Below are 22,545 nucleotides of genomic sequence, written 5' to 3'. Positions count from 1 at the left end.
TCAGCGCGCCGGGAGCACGCAGCCTTGGTGGGTGCCGGCACTCTTCACCCACAGCGCGGAGGCGACTTCATCTGCCAGGTCAAACTCCCGACCGGCAGCGCCGCTGCCTATCCGGACCACCAATGCCCCGCCGAAAGGCTTGCGCCCCATCACTTCAACGGGTGCGTCGAGCGCGATGTCCTCCGCGGCAAGGTACCGGAGGAGTTCGGGGTTTTCGTCGCTGATGCGGGTTATGCGGCCCGAGTGGCCCTGGTCGAGTTCGATCATGCGGTACGCATGCGGCAAGTCAACGGCACCGTCCGCTGACGGGATCGGATCGCCATGGGGGTCCCGCACGGGGTGGCCGAGCTTGGCTGACATGCGTTCGATGAAGGTGTCGGACACCGCATGCTCGAGCATCTCGGCTTCGTCGTGGACCTCGTCCCAGCTGTAGCCGAGTTCCTCCACCAGGTACGTCTCAATGAGGCGGTGCCTGCGAACCATCGAAAGAGCGAGGCGCATGCCTTCGGAGGTCAAACGGATGGCGCTGTAGGGCTGATGGTCAACGAGGCCTTGGTCCTTGAGCTTCCGCACCATTTCCGACACCGAGGAATTGGCGACCCCGAGCCGCAGGGCAAGCTGTGAGGACGTGATCGGCTTGTCCTGCCACTCCGTATAGGAGTAGATGACCTTGACGTAGTCCTCGATCGAGGAGGAGGGCGTACTGGTCTTCACACCCCTAGCCTACCGTGGTGTGGCATCGCGGACTTTGTATGCACGCCAGGTCTGCGTCAGGTAGGGCAGCGGCACGGTTTCTCCCGGCGCGTGGCCAAGGTGTTCGTAGAGGTACCACTGGAGGTTGCCCATGACTTTGGCCCGCGTCGCTTCGTTGGCGCGCAGGTAGTAACTGCGCGACTTGGTCAACTCCATGATGTCCTCGGGCGAGAGCGGGTCCTCCCACCTGGTGAGGTGGCGTTCCAGTCCGTGAAATTCCGGGCCGATAACCGGCCGGAATCCCGGCTTGTGGACGTCGCCTGCATGCATGATGCGCGAGAGCCTGTGGACCCAGGGAATTGAGGTGTCCAGCTGGTTCCAGATCAGCCCCAGAACCCCCGCGGGGCGCAGGATACGGGCGATCTCCGTGCTCGCGGCAAGGGGCTCGCACCAGTGCCAGGCCTGGGCAACGCTGACGACGTCGAATGCTGAGTCCGCCAGTCCGGTTGCCTCGGCCGTCCCCTCCGTCGCGTGAACATCGGGGTAGGCCTTTCGCAGTTGCGCCAACATATCGGTGGAAGGGTCGACGGCGGCCACCTCAAGTCCGCGTCCGGCCAGGAGAGAGGTGAACTTGCCCGTTCCTGCGCCGAGGTCCGCAGCTGTCGATGCCCCTTCAGGTAGGAGCCAATCAACGGAGTCCACAGGATAGCCTGGCCGCACGCGATCGTAGTGGTCTCCGCCATCCTGGAAGCTTTGGCCAAGTTCATGGCGCCGGGAGGCATGGAGTTTGGGTCCGCGGGGACCGGCGGGACCGGGAGTGACTGGAGCGCCGTTCGGTGAGCGCAGGGACACGCAAACTCCTTCACAGGGCCGTTAGAGGTACCCTACGAATTTACCCTCTAGTCGACCGTGCAGGGAGCGGCACCGGCTGTGCCCGGGGTGTTGGGCGCCCACTCGGGGTAGCTGCGGTGGTCGTTGGCCGGTACCCAACGGCCCTCGTCCACCACATAGTCCCAGCCCAGGCCGTTGCGCTTGAGTTCCTCGATGCCTGCCAGCAGCCTGGTGGCGTCCTCCAACCGGGAGCCGACGCCGAAGCTTGCGCGCAGGGAACCCGAAGGCAGTCCCAGCCGCTTGAGCAACGGATGCGCGCAGAAACGTCCGTCGCGGAGGCCCACTCCGTGTTCGGCCGCCAGATATGCGGCGACCAGTCCGGCGTCGAATCCTTCTACGGAGAAGTTGACCACGCCGATGGTGTCCTCGGAATCGCTGAAGATCCGGTGGACTGTAACGCCGTCGATGGCTTCCAGGCCCTCAACCAGGTAGCTGCGGATGCCCGCTTCGTGTGCGTGCCAGGCGTCCTGGTCGAGGCCGGCGAGCACCTGAGTGGCGCGGGCGAGCGTTGCGGCGCCCAGGACGTTGGGGGAACCGCCCTCGTGCCTCGCCGGACCCGTGGCCCAGCTGACCGAGTCCAAGCGCGCTTCGCGGACAGCGCCACCACCTGCCAGGTGCGGGATCCCGGCGTCGAGCCAGTCCGGGCGGCCCACTACCACTCCTGCGCCGAACGGCGCATAGAGCTTGTGTCCTGAGAAGACGATGTAGTCGACGTCAGCCTCTGCGATGTTGACGCGGCGGTGCGGAGCGAGCTGGGCTGCATCCACCACGATCCTCGCGCCGTACTCGTGGGCCAGCGCGGCAAGCCGGGCGATCGGCAGGATCTCTCCGGTGACGTTCGAGGCGCCCGTGACGGCGAGCAGGCTGACGCCGCCCAGGGCCAGTTCGGCTTCGATCTTGTCCAGTGTTCCGGCCAGCGTCGGCGCCGCAACCACGCTGCGGTGCGGCACGCCCTGCCACGGCAGCAGGTTTGCGTGGTGCTCAATGTCCAAGTACAGGACCTCGCCGGCAAACTCGCCGTCGACCTGCGGGAGGCAGCCGGCCAGCAGGTTCAAGGAGTCCGTGGTGTTCCGGGTAAAGATCACCGAATCGTCTGCACGTCCGCCAACGAAGTCACGGACGATGTTCCGGGAATTCTCGTAGACGGAGGTGCTGATCTGCGAGGCGAAGCCTGCCCCGCGGTGAACGCTGGCGTAGTACGGGAGGACCTCGTTGAGGTAGGCGGAAACAATCGTCAGCGCAGGGGCTGACGCGCCGTAGTCGAGGTTGGCATAGCGGACGTGGCCACCTTGGATCAGAGGCGCCTGAAGCTCCGCGCCCGTGACGGCGGCGAGGGGACGCGCAGCTGCCGATTCGAGGGCGGCTTCGTCAACAAAGGAAGGGATGGTGTTTGCGTTGAACGTGACTGTGCTCATGGGACCTCACTCAAGAGGGACCCCCACAGGGGGATCCGCGCTTGCCGCATCCGTTCCGGACCGGCCGGGTCGTCACCCGGGGCACCCCACCGCGAATGGAGGGTTGCCGGCCAGCAAACCGGGGTTTAGCGCTGGCACTCGTGACCTGTAAAAAAGGCTAAGGCACGTCCGGGGGACGATCCAAAGCCGTGGGGTTTTGTTAAGCGCTTTGTTACGCGGAATGCCAAATCCCAGTTTCCGCGAACAAAAAACGGCGGACGCGCACAAAAGCGGGCGTCCGCCGTCGGAAATTCGGCAATCCGGAGTAGGGTCAGCCTCAGGCTTGGGGCTGCAGGAGGTCGTCCAGTCCGGGGTTCAGACGCTTCAGGACTTCCGAATGCAGGATGGAGTTGGTGGCCAGGGCGTTGCCGCCGAACGGTCCGTCTTCGCCTTCCAGGGAAGTGAAGCGCCCGCCTGCCTCCGTCACGATGGGGACGAGCGCAGCCATGTCGTAGAGGTTCAGCTCCGGTTCGCAGGCGATGTCCACTGCGCCCTCGGCCACGAGGCAGTAGGACCAGAAGTCACCGTAGGCACGTGTGCGCCAGACGTCCTCCGTGAGGTCCATGAATTCGTCCAGATTGCCCCGCTCCTTCCAGCCGGACAGGCTGGAGTAGGACATGGAAGCGTCGGCCAGGCGTGAAACGTTGGACACCTTGAGGCGGGTTGCTGAAGCGAGGGACCGACCCATGTAGGCGCCCATGTCCTTGGCAGCCCACCAGCGTTTGCCCAACGCCGGAGCGCTGACCACACCAACGACGGGCTCGCCTTCATCGACGAGCGCGATCAGCGTTGCCCATACTGGAACGCCGCGGACAAAGTTCTTTGTTCCGTCGATGGGATCGATGATCCAGCGCCGCGATCCGTGGCCACTGCTGCCGAACTCTTCACCCAGGACTGCATCACGTGGACGCGAGCGCGACAACTGACCGCGGATAGCCTCCTCCGCAGCCTTGTCGGCATCGGTGACAGGGGTAAGGTCCGGCTTGGTTTCGATCTGCAGGTCCAGGGCCTTGAAGCGATCCATGGTTTGGGCGTCGACGGAATCGGCGAGGACATGGGCCAGGCGCAGGTCGTCGTTGTAGGTGGAAGCGGGTTGGGTCATGGCACCAAACTATCCTGAAATACTGGCGGCGGTGGGGACGTTACCGCTGCACCCTCAGTTTTCCAGTGTCATCAAGTAACCGTGCCGAGCTCTTTCGCTTCTTTGGCCTCCAGGCGCGGGTCCGCGCCCAGCAGGCGACGCAGTGACGCCAGGCGCGCCACCCCTGAAGGGCCCGCATGTCCTTCATTGACCCAGGCGTCCAGCCCGCAGTTCACTGCCGTAGCGTCGTGCTTGCATCCCCGCTCGCATGCTTCGGTGCCGGGTTCGAGGTCCGGGAAGGAATGCAGGATCCGGTCCGGATCCACGTGGGCCAAGCCGAAGGAGCGGATACCGGGGGTGTCAATGATCCAGCTGCCCGAGGGGGCATCCGCGAGCTTCAGCGCCAATGCCGACGACGAAGTGTGCCGGCCACGTCCGGTGACGGCATTCACGCCGCCGGTGGCCCGCTCGGCGCCCGTCAACGCGTTGACCATGGTGGACTTGCCCACACCGGAGTGGCCCAGCATGACGGTCACTTTGCCACGGAGGTGTGCGCGGAGCCGGGAAACAGCATCCCTGTCCAACCGGGCCGACAGCCCATCATCGGATCGGGCATCAATGCCACCGGCTTCAGAATCGGCTGTCCGGCTGATAATCACCGGGAAATCCAGGCTGACGTAGTTGGCCAGCAGTTCAGTGGGATCCTTCACGTCGGCCTTGGTGATCAGCAGCAATGGCTCAATACCGGCGTCGTACGCCGCCACAAGGGCGCGGTCGATGAACCCGGTCCGCGGTTCGGGATTCGCGGCTGCAACAACCACCACCAGCTGGTCGGCGTTGGCTACGACTACCCGCTCGATCGGATCCGTGTCATCGGCGCTGCGGCGAAGGAGGGTCCGGCGTTCTTCCACCCGGACCAGCCGGGCAAGCGTGTCCGGAGACCCGGAAACGTCGCCTACAAGGGCCACGAAGTCACCGGGCACAACAGGGTTGCGCCGGAGTTCGCGGGCGCGTGCGGCGATGATGATGCGTTCGTTGGGGGAGTCTTCGTCAACGATTGCCCGGTACCGCCCGCGGTCCACCGTGATGATCCGCCCGATCACGGCGTCATCGTAGCTGGGACGGTCCTTGGTCCGGGGTCGTGATCCTTTTTTGTTGGGACGGATCCGGACATCGGATTCGTCCCAGGAACGTGCGTCGCGGCCCATGGTCAGTTGCCGGCCTCATTCGTGCCGGCGGAGTCAAGCATTCGTGCCCACATCTCCGGGAACTCGGGCATCGTCTTGGATGTTGTGGCGATGTCTTCAACCTGGACGCCGTCGACGGCGAGTCCCAGGATGGCGCCGGCAGTGGCCATTCGGTGGTCTGCGTAACTGTGTACCACTCCGCCATGGAGGGAAGCTGGGCGAATTACCAGGCCATCGGCAGTTTCTTCCGCATCGCCACCAAGGCGGTTGATCTCGGCAACCAAGGCAGCGAGGCGGTCTGTTTCGTGTCCGCGGAGGTGGGCGATGCCCGTCAATCGCGAAGGGCCGGTAGCCAGAGCGCAAAGTGCGGCTACAGTCGGCGCGAGCTCGCTGGTTTCGTCGAAATCAGCACCCTTGATCTCATTGCCGCCGGTAACCGTCAGTGTTCCCCCGTCGAGGGTGACGCTTGCGCCCATGGCAGCAAGGATGGTCCGCCAGAGATCGCCCACCTGTGTGGTGCCGGTGGGCCAGTTGGGAATGCGGACAGTGCCGTGCGTTGCCAGGGCGGCGGCCAGGAAGGGGCCGGCGTTGGAGAGATCCTGCTCGATCCGCTGGTCGAAAGCACTGATACTGCCGGGCGAAACGCGCCAGTGGTTGGGTACGGAGTCATCGACAGTAACGCCCACGCTCCGAAGCACCTCAACGGTCATGGTGATGTGGTCCAGGCTTGGAACGGGTTTGCCCACGTGCTCCAAGTGCAGGCCTTCGGTGAAGCGGGCGCCTACCAACAGCAACGCCGAGACAAACTGGGAGGAAGCGCTCGCGTCGATGACCAAGTGACCGCCGCGCACCTCGCCGGTGCCTTCCACCGTGAAAGGAAGGGACGACGGCGTCCTGCCGCCTTCGGCTGCGACCGGAACTCCCAGGGCGATCAGTGCCTCGATGATGGTTCCCATGGGACGGTTACGGGCATGGGGATCGCCGTCGAAGACTGTGGCGCCGCTGCGCAGGGCAGCCAGCGGGGGAACGAACCTCATGACGGTACCGGCCAGACCGCAGTCGATGGCTGTCGTTGAGCTCGAAGCAGAGGGGTCCAGGGGAGTGATCTCCAGGTCGGGCCCATAGTCACCGTCACCGGGTACCTCGGTGACGGTGGCACCCAACTGCCGGAGGGCCTGGATCATCAGGGCCGAATCGCGTGAATGCAGCGGAGCCCGGAGCCGCGAAGGACCATCCGCCAAGGCTGCCAGCACCAGGTACCGGTTGGTCAGCGATTTTGAACCTGGGACCGTCACTGTGGCGTCCACGGGCCCTTTGGCATAAGGGGCCGGCCATAGCGGGAGGCTGGCGGCTTTGTCCGGTTCGGTATTGGCGGCGGTGGTACCTGTCATGCTTCCTTATGCTCCAACTGCGTTGTCTACGGCCTTGCGCACTGCTTTGTCTGCCTTCTTGATCTGCTTGCCGGTGACCTTCCTGGCGTCGGCGGCAAGGTGCTCGGCCCGCCAGGCGATGCTCGGACGGCCTTCGGTGTCCACCGACGCCAACAACACGCCGCCGGTAAGTGAGATGTTCTTCAGGAGCTGGGCCTTCCGGGCGGTGCGCCCCTCCTTGGTGCTGATGTCGGCTGAACGCCATTCGACGTAGGAGTTCAGGGCGGACGTCAGCGCGAGCACCGTCGCTGCGAAACGCGAAAGCTTACCCAGTCCGAGCAGGGCTCCGGCGCCGAGCTGGGCTCCACCCAGGACCCGGGCGAGGGTCTTCTCGTCCGCTTTGAAGGGCAGCGATTCAGAGGCTCGTCGAAGGACCGGTGACAGTTGCTTGGCGGTGTCGTCAGCGTTCTTGAGCTTGTCCAGACCTGCAACGACAAAGCTGGATGCGAGCATGGGCCGCGCGAGAAAACGGATAAAAGACATGTTTTGCCTCCTGGGTGGCTTGCCACACTGTTCGATGAGTGTTGTGTTCACGGGGTGCAGTCGGATCTAGTCTTGCACTTTTGCGGAATATTTACCCGGCAGCGGCCGTTGTGAGTTTCAGGTGCGGTGGAGACCGGACTGCGGCACGGCGTTGCCGCTCGCTGAACGGAGTTGGTTTTTTGACTTTGGTGAAGGACCGCATGGTTCTACCGGAGGCCGGGTACGGGGTGCAGCCGGATTCTCCCAAGCTGACAGTAGACTTGGCAACGATGAGCACCATTGAACCGGCCGCAGCGGCCATGTACGAAGCAGCCGACGCGACGGACGACGATAACGCCCCGGCGCCGGCCGCCGTCGATGTTGCAGCGGAGAGCCCGGAGCAGCGGCGCGAGCGTTTTGAGCGCGACGCAATGCAGTACGTCGACCAGCTGTACTCGGCTGCCATGAGGATGGCGCGGAACCCTTCTGACGCGGAGGACCTCGTCCAGGAGGCCTACACCAAGGCCTTTTCAGCGTTCCACCAGTACAAGCCCGGCACCAACCTCAAGGCGTGGCTGTACCGGATCCTGACCAACACCTACATCAACCTCTATCGGAAGCGGCAACGAGAACCGCTGCAGTCCAATTCGGACACGATCGAGGACTGGCAACTGGCCAAAGCAGAGTCGCACACTTCGGCGGGCCTGCGTTCAGCCGAAGCCGAGGCTCTTGACCACCTGCCGGATTCCGACGTCAAAAACGCGTTGCAGGCAATTCCGGAAGAATTCCGGTTGGCTGTCTATTTCGCGGATGTCGAGGGATATGCCTACAAGCAAATCTCGGAGATTATGAATACCCCGATCGGCACTGTCATGTCGCGGTTGCACCGTGGCCGGAAGATGCTGCGGGACATGCTGGCGGACTATGCCGCCGAACGGGGCTTCAAGGCCCACACCGAAGATCAGGCTGCGGCCGGAAGCAACAATCAGGAGAAAGAGAAATGAGCGACTGCCAGGGATTGGGCGATTGCGACGATACGCGAATGCAGCGGATCTATGAGTATCTCGACGGTGCGTTGACACGTGAGGACCTCACGGAAATTAAGCAGCACCTTGATACGTGTGAAGAGTGTGCAGAACAGTATGACCTTGAGTGCCTCATCCGCACCATGGTCAAGCGTTCGTGCACCGAATCCGCTCCCGAGAACCTCAAGAATTCCATCCTGGACAGGATTCACTCGATCAAGCCTGTTGACGCCTGATCCGGCCGCTGGCTGGCATGGCCTGGTCTTGTGAGGGTTTAACGCCAAGGGCCCCGGAAACCGCATGGTTTCCGGGGCCCTCGCTCTTAAGCCTGTGACGCTAAGCCGTTGGCTTAGGTGTTGGGACGCTTGCCGTGGTTCGCGCCGCCGCGCTTACGGTCACGACGCTTACGTGCACGCTTGCTCATAGCTGGCCTCCTTCAATGATTGATACTCAATAGAGCTGCCCTCCAGTTTCGCACATCCGGGTGCTGCGCCGCGAACCGGGAGGCGTCCGCGCGGCGGGGCGCTTTGCCTCAGCTCAGTTGTTGAGTGAATTCCTGATGGATATTCGAGCCTGATCCAGGACCGCGCGGACCGTTTCCAGTGCCACTGGCGTCAGCGGGCGGGCAGCCCCGTGTTGACGCAACTCCACGCGGATATCGTCCCGAAAGGCCTGCACCATCAATTCTGCTTCCTTGAGGATGCGCTGGCCTTCCGGTGTGTAGCCCGCCGTCCGACTGCGGAAAGCGGCGGAGGTGGCGTTTGTGCGGGCTGCTTCCGCCGTAGCGGCAAGATCGGCACGAAGGCCGCGCATGTTGCTGCGGATGTCCTCGCGTAAGTTGTCGGCGAGCCGCCTGACGGAGGCGGAGATGGTGTCTTCGACGTCCGCCAGTTCCTCCCGTCGGCTGTCCAGTTCCGCGCGCCCGGCTGAGGTGATGGAGTATTTCGTGCGCCGGCCCTCGGTCTCTGTAGCGACGAGACCTTCCTCTTCCAGCTTGCCCAGTCGCGGATAGATGGTTCCGGCGCTGGGGGAGTACGTTCCGCCGAAGCGGTCGCCGAGGGCCTTGATCAGTTCGTAGCCGTGCTTGGGACCGGTTTCCAAGAGGGCAAGGAGGTACAGGCGCAGTGCGCCGTGGGCGAAGACGGGAGGCATCAGAGACCAGCTTCCCCTGGCGACTGCCGGCTGTTGTCCGGTGACGGTGCCGAGCCGTGGATGATGTAGGTCTTGCCGGAGACCGTATTGGTGCGGACAAGCATGAGCCGTTCGTCAGGACCAACGATTGTGTGGACATTGCTGCCGGGCTGGGCGTACATCTGGTCATCGATCACTACGGTTCCGCTGGCTGATTTCGCCACGATATCCAGGCCAACGTCGTGGGGGAGCCGGATGGTGAGGTCGCCGGAGACCGAGTTGGCTCCAAAGTCGTTCGTGTAGTCCTGGAGATCGAAGCTGAGGTCGCCACTGACTGTGCTTGCCCGGACGCTTTTGAAGGTGCCCGACGCCGTAACTTCGCCCGAGACGCTCTTGGCGGTCAGGACGCCGTCGTGGTTCCTGGCGATGACTTCCCCGCTGACGGTGTTCACGTGGAGTTCGCCGTTGGTGCCGTCCGCCATGACGGAACCTGACACAGTGTTCAGGCGCGTGCGGCCGCTGACGCCGGACACCATTCCGTCGCCGCTGACGGTTCCGGCCTCGACGTCGACGCCGGGTGGCAGCGCGATCCCGACCACCACCGAGTTGGTGCTGCTGTTGTTGACGGTCCCCATGAGGTTGCGGAACCAGCCCTGCGGCCCCTGCAGCTGGTGGCGCACTTCCAGGCGCCCGTCCACCAGTGTCACCGTAAGGGGGTCGCCGGTGATTTCGCTGATCTCGATGCGGACAAAGGGTTCGTCGTGGGCCACGACGTCGAATCGACCCTTCACTATGCCCAGCTTCAGGGAGCGGACGTTATCCACTTCAATGGTTTGCGGGCCCGTCACGGTCCATAGTTCGTCTGACATGATCCCTCCAAGTTGCGATATATCGCGTTGATGAAAACACGATATATCGCGTTTCCCGGCGAATCAAGAGCTCCAGCGAATCAAGAGGTAACGCGCCCGGCGTCAGCTCCCGGCTTGGTAGACCTTGCCGATGAGTGACCTCGCGATGGTCACGGCAGGGTCCCGGCCATCGGCCGCCGGTGCCAGATTTGTCCACACCACGAGGGTCACTCCGTTGGCGGGATCGCTGCCCATGAAGGTGTTGAAACCCGGAAGTTCGCCGGTATGGCCGTAGAGCTTCCCGAACTTCGCTATGCCCCAGCCGTAGGAAGCACGGTCGGGGTTTTCAGGGTTGGTGGGGATGACGCTGTCGAGTCGTTGTTGCTGGAGCCCGGCATCGAGCAGCTTCCCATTAACGAGGGCTTCGCCGAGGATCTTCAAGTCCGTGGTCGTGGAGATTCCGGACCCTGCTGCCCAGGCCCATGACGGATTGACATCAGTAACGTCGTTCGGGGCCAGGGTGCCCGCAGCGGCTTCCTTCTGCATGTCCTCGGGAAGGGCGGGATTGGTCATCGTCAGGACGTTGTCACCGTAGAAATAGCCCTGGGGATGTGGCTGCGGAATGCTGTTGGACGAAATATCCGGAAAGACCGTTCCCTTTAAGCCGAGGGGCTGGAAAATGCGCTCCTTGAAGAGATCACCGAGTGGCTTTCCTGCGACCTTCTCGGCGATGAGGCCCAGAAGGACCGTGTTCGTGTTGGAATAGTGGAAGCCTTGCCCCGGCGCGAAATATGGCGGATGGGCAAACCCCAGCGCGAGGAGCTCTTCCGGTTTCCACTCCCTGCGCGGTTCTTTATCCATGGCTGAGTTGAGCTCAAGGGTTTCGGTGTAGTTGAACAGGCCGCTCCGCATGGTCAGGAGCTGCTCGAGAGTGATGCCGTCACCATTGGGAACGTCTGGACGGTACTTTGAAACGGGATCACCAAGGGCGAGCTTGCCCTCCTGGACGAGCTGAAGAATGACTGTGGTTGTCCAGGTCTTGGTGACCGAACCCACCCGGATGTGGTCCGCCATTGAGACCGGCCGTTCGGCGCCGCGGGTACCTGTGCCGTAAGACGCAGTGAGGGTTCCCTCGGGAGTTTCCAGCAGCACCATGGCTCCCGGGACAAGGACTTCCTTGGCTGTCCGCTCAAAGTCCGCGCGCAAGCCCTCTGAATCGAAGCGCTGCAGCGCCGTGGGCGCCGATGTTGGAGAAGCAGTAGATGCCGGTGCCGACGCGGCTGTTGAGGACGCGGGGGAGACCGGGGGACCGGAACTGCAGGAAACTGTGGCTGCCACTGCGGCAATTACTGCCGCCGCTGTTGCTGCTCTGACAGAAACCTGCATGTTCCGCGTCATGGCTACTCCGGTTGAGCGATATTAAGCCACTGGAACCAGCCGCGGTGCAGGACAAGCCACGCAATCAAGCCGTAGCCGGCCTGGCCCGGTGTTCCCCCATTGGCTGCGAGGTCCGTCCTCCACTGCTCATGATTGAGCAACGGGGAGAACGTGTCAACGTAGTGGTGGTTGCGCCGCGTGGTGACATCGGCAAAAGCTGTGTTGAGTTCAGCAAGACGCTTGTTGCGTGCCGGATCCAAAGTGGGAGGCGGACCAACCACGAAGACCTCCACGCTGCTGTGCGAAGCTCCGTCGAGGATGTTGGCCAGATTCAGCCGGCTCCGCGCTGTGGAAAGGCCAAATTCGAGATCGCGACCTGAAAGTCCGATCACCAGCCGGTTCTCATGGGTATCGCTGAAGCGCCTGCCGGCTTCTTCCTGCCATCGGGCGGCCAGGCCCTCTGTACCTTCCATGGGACAAGGGAGCGGAAAGCTCTCCACCACGACGGAGTCCTGGGGTGTGCGGGCCAGGACTCTACCGAGCCAGCCCAGGGCGCGGGGATCCCCCAGGCCCGCGAGCAGTTCATCTCCAACAGCTGCGATACGCAGCTTCCTGTCTTCCACGGTTACCTCTTCACACTCGTTACGGTCCTTGCACAGTTTCCGGATCATCGGCCGGTTTTTGGGACCGGGTACCTGTCCCATTAAACAGAACTGCCCGGCCTGAGGCGTGCTAATCGCTCCTCAGGCCGGGCAGTTTCGTTTTTACTTACGTTCGAATGCCTGCTTGATCAGGGCATCCTGTTCTGCGGCGTGGCGCTTCATGGAACCGGCAGCCGTGGATGCCGACGCCGGACGCGAGACCAGGCGGAGCTTGCGGTCAAGTTCCGGTGCCAGGTTCAGGCCCATGAAGGGCCACGGGCCCTGGTTGGCGGGCTCGTCCTGCGCCCAAACGATGTCAGCGTTCGGGTACTTGGCGAGCTCGGCTTCGATCTCAGCCTTCGGCAGCGGGTACAGCTGCTCCACGCGGATGATCGCCGTGGACGTGTCACCGGACTTCTGGCGGTTGGAGAGGAGGTCGTAGTACAAGCGACCGGAGACCAGGATGACCCGGTCCACGTTTGCCGGCTGGACTTCCGGATCGCCGATAACGGGCCTGAAGCCACCCGTGGTGAAATCTTCGACGGCGGAAGCGGCGCCCTTGAGGCGCAGCAACTGCTTGGGTGTGAAGATGATCAGCGGCTTGCGCGGACGGCTGTATGCCTGGCGGCGCAGAAGGTGGAAGTGCGAGGCCGCGGTGGTGGGGTTGGCCACGATCATGTTGTCTTCTGCGCACATCTGAAGGAAGCGCTCAATGCGTGCCGAGGAGTGGTCCGGGCCCTGGCCTTCGTAGCCGTGCGGGAGCATGAGCACCAGTGAGGAGCGCTGGCCCCATTTCTGCTCAGCCGAGGAAATGAACTCGTCGATGATGGTCTGGGCGCCGTTGACGAAGTCACCGAACTGGGCTTCCCACAGAACGAGCGCATCCGGACGCTCCACCGAGTATCCGTATTCGAAGCCCATGGCCGCGTATTCGGACAGCAGGGAGTCGTAGATCCACAGCTTGGCCTGGTCATCGGAGAGGTTGCCCAAGGGCAGCCACTCGTTGCCGTTGGCACGGTCGTGGAAGACGGCGTGGCGCTGAACGAAGGTGCCTCGGCGCGAGTCCTGCCCTGCAAGGCGCACAGGTACGCCTTCCATGATCAAGGAACCAAAGGCAGCGATTTCGCCGAAGCCCCAGTCGATACCGCCTTCACGGGACATCTGCTCGCGCTTCTCCAGCAGCTGCTTGAGCTTGGAGTGGACGGTGAAGCCCTCGGGGATTTCCAGGTGGGCCTTGCCGATGCGGGCAAGAGTCTCAGCGGAAATCGCGGTGGACGTGGGGGCATTGGTCCCGAAGTCCGCCTGCTGGGCAATGGGACGCTCGATGTCCGAAACGGCCGCGGAGTCCGCGGTGATGATCGGGATCGGGGACGTCTGCGCGGCGTGGGTCTCGGCGAAGACCCGCTCCAGGCGCTCCTGGTAGTCGCGGAGCAGCTGCTCTGCTTCTTCTTCGGTGATGTCCCCACGGCCGATGAGCGACTCTGTGTACAGCTTGCGGACGGAGCGCTTGGCTTCGATCAGGTTGTACATGAGCGGCTGGGTCATCGAGGGGTCGTCGCCTTCGTTGTGGCCGCGACGGCGGTAGCAGACCATGTCGATGACGACGTCCTTGTGGAATCGCTGGCGGAACTCGTAGGCGAGCTGCGCAACGCGCACCACGGCTTCGGGGTCATCGCCATTCACGTGGAACACCGGTGCCTGGATCATCTTCGCGACGTCGGTGGAGTACGTGGAGGAACGTGAAGAAGACGGTGCAGTGGTGAAGCCGACCTGGTTGTTGACGATCACGTGGATGGTACCGCCGGTACGGTAGCCACGAAGTTGCGAGAGGTTCAGGGTTTCCGCAACCACGCCCTGGCCGGCAAATGCGGCGTCACCGTGGACCATGATGGGCAGCACCGGGAAGGACTCGCCCTGATCCAGGCGGTCCTGCTTGGCGCGGACGATGCCCTCAAGCACCGAGTCGACGGCTTCAAGGTGCGACGGGTTGGCGGCGAGGTAGACCTTGGTCTGCTTGCCGTTGTCCGAGGTGAAGGTACCTTCGGTTCCCAAGTGGTACTTGACGTCGCCGGAGCCCTGGACGGAGCGGGGATCCTGGGTGCCTTCGAATTCGCGGAAGACCTGTGCGTAGGTCTTGCCAGCGATGTTGGTCAGCACGTTGAGGCGGCCACGGTGGGCCATGCCGATGGCAACTTCATCCAGTCCGTCGTCAGCGGCGTCCGAAATGACGGCGTCCAACAGCGGAATCAGGGACTCGCCACCTTCGAGGGAGAACCGCTTCTGGCCGACGAACTTGGTCTGCAGGAAGGTCTCGAAGGCCTCTGCAGCGTTGAGCTTGGAGACAATGCGCAGCTGCTCTTCGCGGCTCGGCTTGGAGTATGGGTGCTCAAGCTGGTCCTGGAACCACTTGCGTTCGGCCGGTTCCTGGATGTGCATGTACTCAATGCCTGTGGTGCGGCAGTAAGCATCGCGGAGCACGCCGAGGATGTCGCGGAACTTAAGCTGCGGCTTGCCACCGAAGCCACCGGTAGGCCACTCGCGGTCGAGGTCCCACAGGGTGAGTCCATACGTCAGGACGTCAAGGTCAGGGTGCTTGCGCTGCACGTACTCCAGCGGATCGGTGTCAGCCATGAGGTGGCCGCGCACGCGGTAGGAGTGGATCAGCTGCTGGATGCGGGCAACCTTGTTGATCTCGTCCGCGGGATCCACCTGCAGGTCCGGGCTCCAACGAACGGGTTCGTAGGGAATGCGCAGGGCTTCAAAGATCTCGTCGTAGAAGTTCTGCGCGCCGAGGAGGAGCTGGTGGACGAGCTTGAGGAATTCGCCGCTGCCTGCGCCCTGGATGACCCGGTGGTCGTAGGTGGAGGTCAGGGTGAGGATCTTGCTGATGGCGTTCTGGGCGATGATCTTCTCGCTGGCGCCCTGGAACTCGGCCGGGTAGTCAAGTGCGCCGACGCCGATGATGGCCGCCTGGCCCTTGGACAAGCGCGGGACCGAGTGCACGGTGCCGATGCCGCCGGGGTTGGTCAGCGAGACCGTGGTTCCTGCGTGGTCGTCAGCCGTGAGCTTGCCGTTGCGGGCACGCTTGATCAGGTCCTCGTAGGTGTGCCAGAACTCCGCGAAGTCCATGGTCTCGGCCTTCTTGATGTTTGGAACCATCAGCAGGCGGGTGCCGTCGGGCTTGGGCATGTCGATTGCGATGCCGAAGTTGACGTGCGCGGGCTGCACGGCGCTCGGCTTGCCGTCAATTTCGTCGTAGTAGACGTTCATTGACGGGAACTGGGAAAGCGCACGGACAACGGCGTAACCGATGAGGTGGGTGAAGGAGACCTTGCCACCGCGGGCACGGGCAAGGTTGGAGTTGATGACGACGCGGTTGTCGATGAGCAACTTGGCCGGAACAGCCCGGACGCTGGTAGCGGTAGGCACTTCGAGGCTGGTGACCATGTTGGTGGCGATGGCCTTGGCCGGGCCGCGGAGGACGGAAACCACGTCCTCTTCCGGCGCTGTCGGGGCCTTGTTGCTCTTGGGCAGCTGGGCAGGGATCGGCTGTGCAGCGGTGCCGGCGGCGGGCTTCTTTGCTCCGTCCCGGGCAACCGTGGCAGGTGCTTTTTTCGCCGGAGCGGGTGCGGCCGGAGCCGCGGGGGCGGCGGCCGGCGCTGCTGCGGGGGCCGCCGGCGCCGGTGCCGGTGCCGCTGCAGCCGGAGCTACGACGGGAAGTACTTGGGTAGGGGGATTGGCAGCTGATGGGGCTGCAGAGGTTCCGTTGGAAGAAGTGCCGTCAGCGGAAGCAAAGGATTCGAAGAGCGGCCACCATTTGGTGTCCACCGAGTTCTTGTCCTGTTGGTACCGCTCGTACAGTTCGTCAACGAGCCACTCGTTTCCGCCAAATTCCTCTGGTAGACGGTGGCTGGGCTGCTCTGGCACTTGAAATACGCCTCTTCCATGAGTGTTGTTTTCCCGCTGGCCAAAGTTGCTTTTCCGCAACGATGGGACAGGGTCCGGGTCCCGCGAACTCAGACCCCTGACAGTCTAGTTAGGATCGTTGGTTAACTGCCAATAGTGGTGACCTAAATCATGTTGCGGCTGACTTAGTGGCGTGGCTCTGCTTTTTTGTTGCGAAGTTGGCCCTCCTGAGGGAGACCACGGTTGCCGGACTGTAGACTGAAAGTCTTATGGACAGTAAATCTAGGTGCCGGCCTGGGAACTGTCGGGGGAGCCAATCTGGCAACTCCGCACAGCGTGCCCGTCGAGCCGGCAATACCCGTTCACATGCCCATCACGCGCCGGCGTTCACTGCCGGTGGTGCCGCAGACCGTGCGTCCGCTGCACCCGACCAGCCTCCGCCGGGGCGATTCCCCGAGCCGAAGGCCTTAACCCCGTTGCACGCGCCTGCCCTTGGAGGGATGCGCTAAGTGGAATGGATTCTTCTTCTCGCCGGTTTTGCCCTCATCCTCGGGACCGGCTTCTTTGTAGCTGTTGAGTTCTCCTTGGTGGCCCTCGACCAGGCAAGCGTCCAGCGCGCTGTTGACAATGGCGACCACGCTGCGGCTCCGTTGCTGAAGTGCCTCAAGTCGCTCTCCACCCAGCTCTCCAGTTGCCAGCTGGGCATCACACTGACCACGCTGCTGACTGGTTTCGTCATGGAGCCTTCTGTCGGGCAGTTGCTCCTCGGGCCGCTCGGCCTGCTGGGCCTCCCGAGCGAGGTCGTGCACTCCGTTGCCCTGATCGTGGCCATGGCCTTCGCCACGCTGCTGTCGATGCTTCTGGGCGAATTGGTCCCCAAGAACATGGCCATCGCCCTCGCCTTCCCGCTTGGGAAGCGGCTTGCCCGACCCCAACTGATGTTCACTGCCGTCTTCAAGCCGGCCATCGTGGTGCTGAACGGGTTCTCCAACAAGGTCCTGAACCTGTTTGGCCTGGAGGCCAAGGAGGAGATCTCGGGAGCCCGGACACCTGCTGAGCTCGCATCCTTGGTGCGCCGGTCGGCCGAACTCGGGACGTTGGATGCCGGTACGGCCAACTTCGTGGCCCGTACTTTGAACTTCTCCGGAAGGACCGCGGCGGACGTCATGACGCCCCGGATCCGCATGGAGACCATCGACGCCGACCAGCCGGTGACTGACATCCTTGACGCCGCGAGGCGTACCGGATATTCCCGTTTCCCCGTCATTGGCGATTCCACGGACGATATCCGCGGCGTGGTCCATGTCAAAAAGGCTGTGGCCGTACCCGCTGAACGTCGGGCCAAGCTCCAGGCCGGTGCCATCATGACCGATGTCCTTCAGGTCCCTGAGACCATCCACCTTGATGCCCTCCTGTCTGAACTGCGCGAAGGCAACCTGCAACTCGCCGTCGTGCTTGACGAGTACGGCGGCACGGCGGGCATTGCCACCCTTGAAGACCTGGTCGAAGAAATCGTTGGAGAGGTCGCTGACGAGCACGATAAAGTCCGGCCCGGCGTCCTGCAGAGCGCGACAGGCGACTGGTATTTTCCGGGCCTGCTGCGGCCGGATGAAGTGTCGGAACAGATCCCGAATCTCACCGTTCCCGACGAGTCTGCCTATGAAACCGTGGGTGGTTACGTCATGAGCCAGCTTGGCCGGATAGCCAAGGTGGGGGATGTCGTGGAAACGCCGGGAGGCACCCTGACAGTCACCAGGATGGATGGCCGCAGAATCGACAGGATCTGCTTCCACCACGTAGTCCGTGATGACGAGCAGGCCGACGCCGGATCCGACCACCACGAGGCAGGTGCCGTATGAGTGACTGGGTAGGAATTGTCTGGCTTGTCGTCCTTTTGATCGGCAATGCCTTCTTTGTCGGTGCCGAATTCGCCGTCATGTCGGCACGCCGCAGCCAGATCGAACCCCTGGCCGAGGCCGGCTCCAAGCGGGCGCAGACAACATTGCGCGCCATGGAGAATGTGTCGCTGATGCTGGCGTGTGCGCAGTTGGGCATTACCGTCTGCTCGCTCCTGATCCTCCAGGTTGCCGAGCCTGCCATTCACCATCTCCTGGCGGAGCCGCTCGAACTGCTGGGCGTACCGGTCGAACTGGCGGATATCTCCGCTTTCGTGATCGCGTTGCTGTTCGTCACGTTCCTGCATGTCACGTTCGGTGAGATGGTCCCCAAGAACATCTCGGTTTCCGTTGCGGACAAGGCGGCCCTCCTGCTGGCGCCACCTTTGATGTTCATCGCCCGCGTGGTTAACCCGGTCATCTGGTCCCTCAACTGGTTGGCGAACCACATCCTGAGGTTGATGAAAATCGAACCGAAGGACGAAGTGTCTTCGTCGTTCACGCTTGAGGAAGTGCAGTCGATTGTCCAGGAATCCACCCGGCACGGCCTGGTGGACGATGAGACCGGATTGCTCAGCGGTGCTTTGGAGTTCTCGGAGCACACGGCGTCCCACATCATGGTGCCCCTGGACAAGCTGGTGGTGCTCAAGACGGCCTCCACGCCCGTCGACCTGGAAAAAGCGGTCAGCCGTACCGGCTTCTCCCGTTTCCCGATGGTGGACGACGACGGCGAACTGGCCGGATACCTGCACGTGAAGGACATCCTGTCCATCCCGGACGAGGGTCGCAGGCACCCCATTGCCGAGGGGCGCATCCGGTCCTTGGCCAACCTGTCACCGGACGACGAGATCGAGCAGGCCATGTCCGTCATGCAGCGCACCGGCTCGCACTTGGCCCGTGTTGTTGGCGCCGGTGGAGACACCCAGGGCGTCTTGTTCCTTGAAGACGTCATCGAGCAGTTGGTCGGCGAAATCCGCGATGCCACCCAGGCGACAGGCATTCGACGCTTCGGTGGTCAACAAGCCCAGGCATAACCGCCTGAGAGCTTGGAGTGCGGGCGGGCATCGATTTTTCAATCGATGCCCGCCTTTCGCTAAATAGGAATCATTCCCAATTAGAGCTACACTGGGATCTGCCCAGTAATTGTGTTTGATTCTCATTTTGAGTAGATCCGAGGTTTACGTGCGTCGTTACGCCGCCCGCCTGTCCGTAGCCGCTTCCGCAGGACTGGCCGCGCTCCTGCTGTCCTCCTGCGCCGGAACGGCCGGAGCTAACAGTCCTTCGGCTTCCGGGGCCATCGAAGTTGTCACGTCCACCAACGTCTACGGCGACATTGTGAAAGCAGTCGGCGGAGACAAGGTGAACGTCAACGCCATCATCACCAAGACCAGCCAGGATCCTCATTCCTATGAGGCCAGTGCCCAGGACAAGCTGGTGATCTCCAAAGCCAAGCTCGTGGTGGAGAACGGCGGGGGCTATGACGAATTCCTGCACAAAATTGCCGATGAAACCAAAATCGGCCATGAGAACATGATCAGCGCCGTCGAAATTTCAGGGCTCGCCCCCGAAGGGGAAAGCCACAGCGAAGAGGCCCACTCCGAGGACGGCCACACGCATAACCACGGCGAGTTCAACGAGCACGTTTGGTACAACCTGGACGCCATGGGCAAGCTCGCCGATGCCGTGGCAAGCAAGCTCGGCAGCCTGGACGCGGACTCGGCCGCGACCTTTACGGGCAACGCGGACGCCTTCAAAGCCAAGCTCACTGAACTGACCGGAAAGCTCGACGCCGTGAAGGCTGCGGACGGGCACGCTCCCGTGGCGATCACGGAGCCTGTGCCGCTGTACCTCCTGGAAGCTGCGGGCCTTGAGAACAAGACCCCGGAAGCCTACAGCGCTGCCGTAGAAGAGGGCACGGACGTTCCGCCAGCCGTCATGAAGGAAACCACTGATCTTCTCAGTGCTGGTTCGGTCCGTTTCCTGGCCTATAACGAGCAGACTGCCGGTCCTCAGACCGAAACTGTCAAACGGGCAGCCGAGGCTGCCGGCGTGCCGGTTTTGAATTTCACTGAAACGCTGCCCGAGGGCAAGGACTATGTCCAATGGATGACCGACAATGTGGAATCGGTTTCATCCGCACTGAAGAAGTAGGCGTTTCCGGCTCCGGCAATGCGGTTAAGGGCCCCGCTGGCGTCCTAAGATGTTCAGGATGGCTGCGGGGCCTTTTGCCTGCCGCCACCGCCGCCGGTAGCGCCCCCACCCGGACGCCAGGCAGCGGCCCCCAACAAACTACGTTCACAGCAGCGTATGGATCGAGGACAACCTTTGACACCCGTAGTGAGCCTCCGCGGAGCCAGCCTGCAGTTCGGCAAGAGGACACTCTGGAGGGACCTCGACCTCGACATCAACCCGGGAGAGTTCTTCGCCGTCCTCGGCCCGAACGGGAGCGGCAAGACCAGCTTCCTCAAGGTCCTCCTGGGATTGCAGGAACTGCACTCCGGAACCGTGTCCCTGGGTGGGCATCCGGTGGAACGGGGCAGCAAGCGGATCGGCTACATTCCGCAGCAGAAGTCCTTCGCGCCGGATACACCCTTGCGCGCACGGGACCTGGTGGGCCTGGGCATCGACGGACATCGCTGGGGTATCCGGTTGTCGTCCGGCAAGGTCAACCAGCGCATCGACGAGTTGTTGGAACTGGTAGGAGCGTCGGACTACGCCAAGGTGCCGGTCGGGCAGCTCTCCGGAGGCGAACAGCAACGGTTGAGGGTTGCCCAGGCGCTGGCCACTGAACCGCAGGTCCTGCTCTGCGACGAGCCTCTTCTCTCCCTTGATCTTCACCACCAGCAGGGCGTCAGCTCGTTGATCAACCAGCAATGCCACGAGCGGAACAGCGCCGTGGTCTTCGTGACGCACGAAATCAATCCCGTGATCGACTACGTGGACCGCGTGCTCTATCTGGCCGGTGGCCAGTTCCGGGTCGGAACGCCGCAGGAGGTCATGACTACGGAAGTCTTGTCCGAACTGTACGACAGCCATGTGGAGGTCATCCACACCAACGGGAGGATCGTCGTCGTCGGTCTGCCGGACGCCACCACGCACTTCCATGACGACGCCCACGCAAGTGCAGGGGAGGACCTCTAAGTGGATCTGGACACCATTCTGCAGACCATCTTCAACTTCGAGAACTACGGCGAACTGCTGGTCCTTGTCCAGAACTCGCTCTGGGCCGGTGCCGTACTGGGACTCCTGGGCGGTCTGGTTGGGACGTTCGTGATGAAACGGGATTTGGCCTTCGCCGTCCACGGCATCTCCGAGCTCTCCTTTGCCGGGGCGGCCTTCGCGCTTCTGATCGGAGCCGATATCATCTTCGGTTCCCTGATCGGTTCGGTGGCGGCCGCCGTCCTGCTCGGCTTCATGGGTGTCAGGGCACGGGACAAGAACTCAATCATCGGCGTCATCATGCCCTTTGGCTTGGGCCTGGGAATTCTGTTCCTGGCACTGTATGAAGGCCGGGCTGCCAACAAGTTCGGACTGCTGACCGGACAGATTGTCTCGGTGGATACCGTTCAGCTGCAGGCGTTGGCGGGAACCGCGGTGGTCGTGATGATCGCCTTGCTCGCCATCTGGCGTCCCCTGAGCTTTGCCAGCGTAGACCCGGAAATGGCTGAAGCCCGGGGTGTTCCCGTGCGCGGCCTGGCGATCGGCTTCATGGTGCTGCTGGGCATCAGTGTTGCACTGTCCATCCAGATAGTCGGTGCGCTGCTTGTCCTTGCGCTGCTGATTACGCCGGCAGCGGCGGCGTTGCGTGTGACCACCTCACCCAAGCTGGTGGTGGTCCTAAGTGTAGCCTTCGCGTTGATTGCCACTGTGGGCGGCATTCTGCTGGCCCTCGGCAGCCGCATCCCCATCAGCCCGTATGTGACGACGTTGTCTTTCCTGATTTACGTGGTGTGCCGGATTATTGGCCGGGTGCGGAGCAACCGCGGCCTGAACGGCCGGGTCACGCGGGACCAGCCGGCCGGGGCTCTCTAGAGTTTTCCTGCGGCCTTTTTGGCGGTGCACTCGGGGCACAGACCAAAGATCTCCACTGTGTGGGCTACTTCGGTGAAGCCGTGTTCAGTAGCCGTGCGTGCTGCCCAGGTCTCGACGGCGGGTGCCTCCACCTCGACGGCCTTGCCGCAGTTCCGGCACAGAAGGTGGTGGTGGTGGCCCGTGACGGCACAACGACGGTAGACGGCCTCACCCTCACCATTTCGGAGGACGTCGATGAGGCCATCATCGGCCAGGGACTGGAGAATGCGGTAGGCGGTAGCCAAGGACACCGAAATGCCCTTGTTCTGCATCAGGCGGTACAGCTCCTGGGTGCTGACGAAGTCATCCAATTCGTCCAACGCTGCACTCACGGCCAAGCGCTGCTTGGTGACGCGCTGCTCCTTGACGCCGCCGGTCACCGGCCCGGCCGGGCCCGTAGTGGCGGAATTGGTGCCGTGTGGCATGAAAAGGCTCATTTCCGTGGGGATGCTG

General features: G+C 62.9%; 21 protein-coding genes and 1 riboswitch. Of the genes, 7 read left to right on the top strand and 14 right to left on the bottom strand.

Annotated elements, in window-relative coordinates; genetic code table 11:
• The 7 genes from HMI60_RS12745 to HMI60_RS12715 all read right to left on the bottom strand — a co-directional run bounded on the left by HMI60_RS12745 (window position 1) and on the right by HMI60_RS12715 (window position 7,219).
• Window positions 1-714, bottom strand: coding sequence for a metal-dependent transcriptional regulator (locus HMI60_RS12745; protein WP_055972051.1), 714 nt, complete (start codon window positions 712-714; stop codon window positions 1-3).
• A gap of 9 nt (window positions 715-723) precedes the next feature.
• A complete protein-coding gene (locus HMI60_RS12740; RefSeq protein ID WP_193589757.1) occupies window positions 724-1,545 on the bottom strand; it encodes a class I SAM-dependent methyltransferase in 822 nt (273 codons plus the stop codon).
• Window positions 1,546-1,592: 47 nt separating this feature from the next.
• Window positions 1,593-2,999, bottom strand: a complete 1,407-nt coding sequence (locus HMI60_RS12735; RefSeq protein ID WP_064721721.1) for an aminotransferase class V-fold PLP-dependent enzyme — start codon at window positions 2,997-2,999, stop codon at window positions 1,593-1,595.
• A 32-nt stretch (window positions 3,000-3,031) separates the two neighbouring features.
• Window positions 3,032-3,145: riboswitch (SAM riboswitch) on the bottom strand.
• A gap of 170 nt (window positions 3,146-3,315) precedes the next feature.
• Window positions 3,316-4,140 (bottom strand): histidinol-phosphatase, encoded by an 825-nt coding sequence (gene hisN, locus HMI60_RS12730; protein WP_018776392.1) that lies wholly within the window; start codon window positions 4,138-4,140, stop codon window positions 3,316-3,318.
• 71 nt (window positions 4,141-4,211) lie between these two features.
• Window positions 4,212-5,327, bottom strand: a complete 1,116-nt coding sequence (locus HMI60_RS12725) for a ribosome small subunit-dependent GTPase A (protein WP_193589756.1) — start codon at window positions 5,325-5,327, stop codon at window positions 4,212-4,214.
• A 2-nt stretch (window positions 5,328-5,329) separates the two neighbouring features.
• Entirely contained in the window at window positions 5,330-6,697 is a 1,368-nt protein-coding gene (gene aroA / locus HMI60_RS12720) for a 3-phosphoshikimate 1-carboxyvinyltransferase (protein WP_193589755.1), read from the bottom strand.
• Window positions 6,698-6,703: 6 nt separating this feature from the next.
• The gene (locus HMI60_RS12715) at window positions 6,704-7,219 is read right to left on the bottom strand and encodes a DoxX family membrane protein (RefSeq protein WP_055972066.1); all 516 of its coding nucleotides are present in this window, start codon (window positions 7,217-7,219) and stop codon (window positions 6,704-6,706) included.
• A gap of 179 nt (window positions 7,220-7,398) precedes the next feature.
• Here HMI60_RS12715 and HMI60_RS12710 point away from each other — a divergent pair, with 179 nt between their 5' ends.
• Together HMI60_RS12710 and rsrA are read left to right on the top strand one after the other, a co-directional pair.
• The gene (locus HMI60_RS12710) at window positions 7,399-8,202 is read left to right on the top strand and encodes a sigma-70 family RNA polymerase sigma factor (protein WP_018776388.1); all 804 of its coding nucleotides are present in this window, start codon (window positions 7,399-7,401) and stop codon (window positions 8,200-8,202) included.
• Window positions 8,199-8,459: a mycothiol system anti-sigma-R factor gene (gene rsrA / locus HMI60_RS12705; protein WP_018776387.1), complete on the top strand. Its 261-nt coding sequence runs from the start codon at window positions 8,199-8,201 to the stop codon at window positions 8,457-8,459. Before HMI60_RS12710 ends, rsrA begins: the two co-directional genes overlap by 4 nt.
• Before the next feature lie 113 nt (window positions 8,460-8,572).
• Here rsrA and HMI60_RS21275 read toward each other — a convergent pair whose 3' ends face one another.
• From HMI60_RS21275 to HMI60_RS12680, 6 genes are all read right to left on the bottom strand, one after another.
• On the bottom strand, window positions 8,573-8,647 hold the full coding sequence (locus HMI60_RS21275; RefSeq protein ID WP_369299106.1) for a 50S ribosomal protein bL37: 75 nt from the start codon (window positions 8,645-8,647) through the stop codon (window positions 8,573-8,575).
• A 113-nt stretch (window positions 8,648-8,760) separates the two neighbouring features.
• Window positions 8,761-9,375, bottom strand: coding sequence for a PadR family transcriptional regulator (locus HMI60_RS12700; protein ID WP_018776386.1), 615 nt, complete (start codon window positions 9,373-9,375; stop codon window positions 8,761-8,763).
• On the bottom strand, window positions 9,375-10,223 hold the full coding sequence (locus HMI60_RS12695) for a DUF4097 family beta strand repeat-containing protein (RefSeq protein WP_039242088.1): 849 nt from the start codon (window positions 10,221-10,223) through the stop codon (window positions 9,375-9,377). The genes HMI60_RS12700 and HMI60_RS12695 overlap by 1 nt, the downstream gene beginning before the upstream one ends.
• A 102-nt stretch (window positions 10,224-10,325) precedes the next feature.
• Window positions 10,326-11,600, bottom strand: coding sequence for a serine hydrolase (locus HMI60_RS12690; RefSeq protein WP_193589754.1), 1,275 nt, complete (start codon window positions 11,598-11,600; stop codon window positions 10,326-10,328).
• A gap of 2 nt (window positions 11,601-11,602) precedes the next feature.
• Window positions 11,603-12,250 carry a GDSL-type esterase/lipase family protein gene (locus HMI60_RS12685; RefSeq protein WP_018776382.1) on the bottom strand — a complete coding sequence of 216 codons (648 nt, stop codon included), beginning with the start codon at window positions 12,248-12,250 and terminating at the stop codon, window positions 11,603-11,605.
• Window positions 12,251-12,343: 93 nt separating this feature from the next.
• Window positions 12,344-16,147, bottom strand: coding sequence for a multifunctional oxoglutarate decarboxylase/oxoglutarate dehydrogenase thiamine pyrophosphate-binding subunit/dihydrolipoyllysine-residue succinyltransferase subunit (locus HMI60_RS12680; RefSeq protein WP_018776381.1), 3,804 nt, complete (start codon window positions 16,145-16,147; stop codon window positions 12,344-12,346).
• A gap of 488 nt (window positions 16,148-16,635) precedes the next feature.
• Between HMI60_RS12680 and HMI60_RS12675 the strand changes: the two genes are divergently transcribed.
• The 5 genes from HMI60_RS12675 to HMI60_RS12655 all read left to right on the top strand — a co-directional run bounded on the left by HMI60_RS12675 (window position 16,636) and on the right by HMI60_RS12655 (window position 22,053).
• Window positions 16,636-17,985 (top strand): hemolysin family protein, encoded by a 1,350-nt coding sequence (locus HMI60_RS12675; protein ID WP_018776380.1) that lies wholly within the window; start codon window positions 16,636-16,638, stop codon window positions 17,983-17,985.
• Complete coding sequence (locus tag HMI60_RS12670) at window positions 17,982-19,055, top strand: hemolysin family protein (RefSeq protein ID WP_018776379.1); 1,074 nt, start codon at window positions 17,982-17,984, stop codon at window positions 19,053-19,055. Before HMI60_RS12675 ends, HMI60_RS12670 begins: the two co-directional genes overlap by 4 nt.
• Window positions 19,056-19,203: 148 nt before the next feature.
• Window positions 19,204-20,172: a metal ABC transporter solute-binding protein, Zn/Mn family gene (locus HMI60_RS12665; RefSeq protein WP_227453526.1), complete on the top strand. Its 969-nt coding sequence runs from the start codon at window positions 19,204-19,206 to the stop codon at window positions 20,170-20,172.
• A 156-nt stretch (window positions 20,173-20,328) separates the two neighbouring features.
• Window positions 20,329-21,162, top strand: a complete 834-nt coding sequence (locus tag HMI60_RS12660; protein WP_193589753.1) for a metal ABC transporter ATP-binding protein — start codon at window positions 20,329-20,331, stop codon at window positions 21,160-21,162.
• Window positions 21,163-22,053, top strand: a complete 891-nt coding sequence (locus HMI60_RS12655; RefSeq protein ID WP_193589752.1) for a metal ABC transporter permease — start codon at window positions 21,163-21,165, stop codon at window positions 22,051-22,053.
• On the opposite strand, the gene HMI60_RS12650 is transcribed toward HMI60_RS12655, so the two are convergent.
• A complete protein-coding gene (locus tag HMI60_RS12650; RefSeq protein WP_018776375.1) occupies window positions 22,050-22,517 on the bottom strand; it encodes a Fur family transcriptional regulator in 468 nt (155 codons plus the stop codon). The genes HMI60_RS12655 and HMI60_RS12650 overlap by 4 nt on opposite strands.
• Window positions 22,518-22,545 lie beyond the last annotated feature (28 nt).

The organism is Paenarthrobacter sp. YJN-D, from assembly GCF_015040335.1.
Taxonomy (GTDB): Bacteria; Actinomycetota; Actinomycetes; order Actinomycetales; family Micrococcaceae; genus Arthrobacter; species Arthrobacter nicotinovorans.
Note: the sequence above shows the minus strand (reverse complement) of the source record. Positions and strands in the feature narration are given on the sequence as shown.